This is a genomic window from Bowmanella denitrificans, assembly GCF_002887595.1.
GTDB classification, from domain to species: domain Bacteria; phylum Pseudomonadota; class Gammaproteobacteria; order Enterobacterales; family Alteromonadaceae; genus Bowmanella; species Bowmanella denitrificans.
This window is the reverse complement of record NZ_PEBU01000018.1, coordinates 61,887-66,794: the sequence shown is the minus strand read 5'-3', so window position 1 is coordinate 66,794 and position 4,908 is coordinate 61,887. Positions and strand designations below refer to the sequence as shown.

4 protein-coding genes are annotated in these 4,908 nt (G+C 52.4%); 3 read left to right on the top strand and 1 reads right to left on the bottom strand.

From position 1 onward, the window contains the following. Positions 1-908: 908 nt before the first annotated feature. Entirely contained in the window at positions 909-1,553 is a 645-nt protein-coding gene (locus CSR04_RS23325) for a S24 family peptidase (protein WP_102798762.1), read from the bottom strand. Between the two features lie 145 nt (positions 1,554-1,698). Here CSR04_RS23325 and CSR04_RS23320 point away from each other — a divergent pair, with 145 nt between their 5' ends. The 3 genes from CSR04_RS23320 to CSR04_RS23310 are packed head-to-tail and all read left to right on the top strand — an operon-like array spanning position 1,699 to position 4,908. Beyond that, complete coding sequence (locus tag CSR04_RS23320; protein ID WP_102798761.1) at positions 1,699-1,992, top strand: helix-turn-helix domain-containing protein; 294 nt, start codon at positions 1,699-1,701, stop codon at positions 1,990-1,992. A gap of 4 nt (positions 1,993-1,996) precedes the next feature. After that, the gene (locus CSR04_RS23315) at positions 1,997-4,204 is read left to right on the top strand and encodes a Mu transposase C-terminal domain-containing protein (RefSeq protein WP_102798760.1); all 2,208 of its coding nucleotides are present in this window, start codon (positions 1,997-1,999) and stop codon (positions 4,202-4,204) included. Further along, positions 4,201-4,908, top strand: coding sequence for an AAA family ATPase (locus CSR04_RS23310; RefSeq protein WP_102798759.1), 708 nt, complete (start codon positions 4,201-4,203; stop codon positions 4,906-4,908). The genes CSR04_RS23315 and CSR04_RS23310 overlap by 4 nt, the downstream gene beginning before the upstream one ends.

Below are 4,908 nucleotides of genomic sequence, written 5' to 3'. Positions count from 1 at the left end.
ATCGCGAGTTGGCTGTTGGCTGTTGGCTGTTGGCTGTTGGCTGTTGGCTGTTGGCTGTTGGCTGTTCAGGCTGACTCGCCCTCGCGCTCTGTCAACGGATTTCTGCTTACTGACTACTGACTACTGACTACTGACCACTTGGAACTGACGACTTTAATTCTGTCGGACTCAAGTCCGACCCACTGTGGGTTGGGCTTGAGCCCAACAATAATAGATTCCCCCGGGTCGACATTATGCCTGTTGACCTTTTGAGTACAGACAGGCTTTCGACTGTGGCCTGATAACGATTGAGTGCAGAGGCCCCGTCCAGTTGAAAGCGTTTATCCAGTTTTGGAAATTACATCGGGAGGGATTACAGAATACTTCCTGTATTCTGCCCTGCGGGGCGCCGCTGACTGAGCGGCGTTCAAAAATGCTCCTGGCATTTTTGTCGAACCAGGGTTCAAACCATGGCCGCCCTGTGTAAACACTAAGAAAGAATGAGGGTTAAGTGGGATCCAATAAAATTTGGCGGGAAAATGTGGGAAAGCCTATCAATAAAGGGCTGCAGGGAAACAGAGGTCAGAAACGCACCAAAGACGCCTGATCGGGTACATTGAGGTCATCACCTGGAAAACACCACCAACGCAGTTGCAGAGTGAGGACAAGCCACTTAAGGCCCTTGCAACAGGTTACGCACCCTTTAAAGCCTGTTTAAACGTGGGCTTCTGCAGGCGTCTTATAGTCTGTGGCCCCTGTCAAAAACCCAAAACAAGATCCGAGTTCCAAACAAGAAAGTCGGATCCATTGATCCTACTTTCACAAAAACACTTAGATAGGGATAAAGGCCCATAAGACGCGGGTTTAGACGATAGCGCGGGATTCAGGGAACAGTTGTAAAGTCGGATCTGAGTTGTAACAGATCCGGCTTAATCCAATTCAGTCACCACCAGGCAAACCTTGCCCAGTACTTTTAACCTGGTGGCCTGTTGTTTGGTTAAATGCAGTGTTTCAAACTTGCGATTGTCTGCCACTAGCAAAAGCTCACCTTCAAAACCAAATTGCACCCGTCTAATCACAGTTCTGTCGTTTAACGCCAGCGCGTACAACTTGCCGTCTTGCAGTGGTGTGCTGTCAACCATGTATTGCACAACACTACCAGCTGGTAGTGTTGGTTCCATCGCATCATCGTCAATCTCAGCACAGCGTTTGTGTTCAGGGTCATACAACGCTGCCCTTTCCATAATCATATGACCTGGCTCACAGTCCGGGGCAGTCACGTAGCTAGGGTGTTCGCCCGGTATGGCAGCGGTTGCGGCCTCTACCCAGCCAATAACATTGGGATGTTCCTCAGCCAGTATGCCCGCCTGCACCCGCTGGCGTATCAACTGCACATAATCGGACTTTGTTTCATAGGAAAGCGCAGCCAGGTAATCAGTATCGGGCAAGCGCCCCTGCTTCTCATAAGCAAGAATGGTATTTACATGCCACGGGTAAAGTCTGGCCATCTCAGCACGCGACAACACGCTTTCACGCAATTGGAAGATCAGTTCACCAAACTTTTCCGCGTCCATGCCTACCTCTTGAAATCACCACAAAAATAATCTCTGTTAAAACAATAGCATAGAGAAAAACACACACTTTTGTGTGTTATTTCGGTTTACAACACATTTTTATGTACTTATTTTGTATTCATGCAGACACAAAAAGGACATAAAAATGGCCCATTCAGATTGGCACAACGCAGACATTGTTGCGGCTGTTAAGAAAGCAACAGGGATGTCCCTGCGCAAACTTTCAGAGTCTAAGGCACTTGGCCCCGGCACTCTGCAACAGGCGTTACACCGCCCGTATCCCAAGGCTGAACGCATAATTGCTGACGCCATTGGGGAACAACCTCAAACCATCTGGCCTTCACGCTACAACAAAAGTGGGCCACGAAAATATCGCAAATCGGGATCAAGCGTAGCAGATCGCAGTAACCGTACACAACAAAACCCCAAGGACGAATAGTAACATGGAAAAGTGTACTGCCAAGCAAATTGCCGAAGCTGTCGGCATCGCCCCACGCAACGTAAGGCTCAGAGCTAACAAAGAAAACTGGGCGCACACCCTGCTAACCGGGCGCGGCGGCCAAATACCACATTATTATGTTGACTCCCTGCCACACGACATAAAAGTGTCAGTTCTGGCCCCGTTTGGCATCAACGACACCGCCAACCACGTTGCCATAGCAGCCGCCAGAGCCATCACCACCACAAACAAAAACCGCCAAACCCTTGCCCAGCAAAGCAAGCAGCAAGCCGTGCAAACCCTGGCGGGGCTAGACGGCCCGGCAAAAGCCCGCGCAGAAGCCGCTTTCACCATATTGATGTCGGCCACCTTGTTTCAGAAGCAAAGCAACCTGCCACAAAAGGCCGCGTTTAACGAGTTCGCCACCTTATATAACGAACGCCGCATCCAACTGCCAGAATTCGCCTTTAAAGCCAAAACCAGCATCAGCCGCGCCACCCTGGAACGCTGGCAAGCCACCTATAACCGCGAAGGCATTACCGGCCTGGCAGGCAAATACGGCCACGCCAAAGGCAGCGGCATCATCGACAGCAACGAGCAAATAAACGCCTTTGCCATCGCCATGATCAAAGAATACCCGCACGTTAAAGGCGAACAGCTCTACGAAGCCATTAAAGCCAGCTTTCCAACCTGCGAATTTCTACCCTCAGCGCCCACCTGCCGCACCTGGTTAACGCGCTGGAAACAGCAAAACCAAGAGCTGTACACATCGCTGTGCGACCCGTCCGGCTGGCAGAACAAATACATGGCCGCTTTCGGCAACAAAGCCGCCGAAGCCCTGCACATAAACCATATATGGGAATTTGACAGCACCCCGGCCGACGTAATGTTGTTGGATGGCCGTTACTCCATTATTGGCGTAATCGACATCTACACCCGCCGCGTTAAATGCGTACTTAAGAAAACCTCAAACTCCGAAGGTATCGCCCTGCTAATGCGCGAAACCATCCTGGAATGGGGCTTGCCCGACATCGCCCGCACCGACAACGGCAGCGACTACACCAGCGTGCATATCACCAGCGTGTTTGACGCCCTGGGTATAGAGCAGGAACTCACCCAGCCTTACAGCGGCTGGCAAAAGCCTTTTATAGAACGGTTTTTCCGCACTTTTTCCCATGGCATAGCCGAACTGCTGCAAGGCTACGTTGGCCACAGCGTGGCTGACCGCGAGCAAATCAGCAAGCGCATACCATTTCATCAACGCCTGATGGAACGCCGCCTGAAAGGCCGCGACAAAGAAGCCATCAACGTTGAATTGTCAGCAGAACAGTTCCAACAGTTCATCAACGACTGGATCGACTACAAATACCACACCAAGGTCCACAGTGAACTGAATTGCAGCCCGTTTGAACGCTTTACCAACAGTAAAGCCACCATACGCCGGTTAGACAACCACCATGTACTAGACGTACTGCTGGCCCCCATCCCCGGCAACAACGGCCAGCGCACCGTCAGCAAAAAAGACGGCATCCGCATCGAAAACATGTGTTACGTGCACCCCGAATTGGGCGGCTACATAGGCCAGCGCGTGTATTGCCGCTGGAACCCCAAAGACATCAGCAAAATCTACGTGTTCCATGCGCTGCACCACCACTTTATCTGTGAAGCAGTTAACCCAGAGCTGTCAGACGGCACCGTCAATCTCGAAGACATCGCCCGCCAAGCCAAAGAACTGCAGCGCGCCAAACTGCGCGAACAGCGCCAGGCACTGGCCAACACTGCTAAAAAACATTCGGTGAAAGACATCGCCCAGCAAATCCTGGCCCACCAAAAGCAGCAGTTTGAAAGCCTGGCCGCTTTCCCCAAACCTGCCAGCCAGGCCGACAGTGCGCTAATCAACGCCACGCAGCAAGCCATAGAGCAAAGTCAGCAAGCCAGCGAGTACAGCGAGTACAGCGAACAGCAGCTCAGCGAATTTGAAGCCAAGCGCCAGCAACTGCAGGCGGCAGAACAAGCCCTGGCTGAAGACAGCACCCCCATTTTCCGCAACGAGCACCACCAGGCACGTTACCTCTTTGAACGCCGTTTAAACGGCACCGCAACCCCAGAGGAACGGGCCTGGCTGCACCAGTATCAACGTGCGCAACCCCGGCAATTCCAACTCTTGGAAACGCTATTTGAAGAAGACCTGAAAAAGGAGCAACACCAATGAAATCCACAGTAGCAAGAACCAGCAACGTCATGGCAGCCTTTGAAGCCTTCCAGAACCTGATGGACGCCGCCCAGTCTGGCTCCCCAGCTATCGGCATGTTCACTGGCAAAGCCGGTTACGGCAAAACCACTGCAGGTGTCTGGTTGTTCGCCCAGGCAAATGGCCTGCTTGTGCGCTGCCTGAAGGCCGACAGCCCCCGCAGTTTTCTGGAACGCATAGGCCAGGAACTGGGCCTGGACAAACGCTGGAGCAAAGTCGACACCTTTAATTTCATCATTAAAGAGCTGTGCGTTACCCGCCTGCCCTTGTTTATTGACGAATGCGATTACATCGCCGACAAGCCCGAAATTCTGGAAACCATTCGCGACATTTACGACATGGCCAACGTGCCGATCATCATGATTGGTTACGCCGAACTGCCCCGCAAAATCAAACGTCTCGAACAGTTAGACAGCCGCGTGGCCCAGCATGTCGAGTTCAAGCCCGCAAACTCTGGCGACATCGCCATAATGGCCAAAGCGCTGCTGGAAAACTGCAGCATCGCCGACTGTCTGGCCGCGCAACTGCTGGACGTCAGTAAGGGCTCGTATCGCCGTATCCATACCGCCCTGGACAAAATCGAAAAGTTCGCCAAAGCCAACAAACTGACCAGCGTTACCGCTGAACAGTGGGGCAATCAGGCGTTCTTCCCAAGTGCGCAGTAA

What these genes read in the sequence shown, in the direction of transcription:
- CSR04_RS23325 (WP_102798762.1), bottom strand. Translation starts at nt 1,553, where the DNA reads ATGGACGCGGAAAAGTTTGGTGAACTGATCTTCCAATTGCGTGAAAGC.
- CSR04_RS23320 (WP_102798761.1), top strand. Translation starts at nt 1,699, where the DNA reads ATGGCCCATTCAGATTGGCACAACGCAGACATTGTTGCGGCTGTTAAG.
- CSR04_RS23315 (WP_102798760.1), top strand. Translation starts at nt 1,997, where the DNA reads ATGGAAAAGTGTACTGCCAAGCAAATTGCCGAAGCTGTCGGCATCGCC.
- CSR04_RS23310 (WP_102798759.1), top strand. Translation starts at nt 4,201, where the DNA reads ATGAAATCCACAGTAGCAAGAACCAGCAACGTCATGGCAGCCTTTGAA.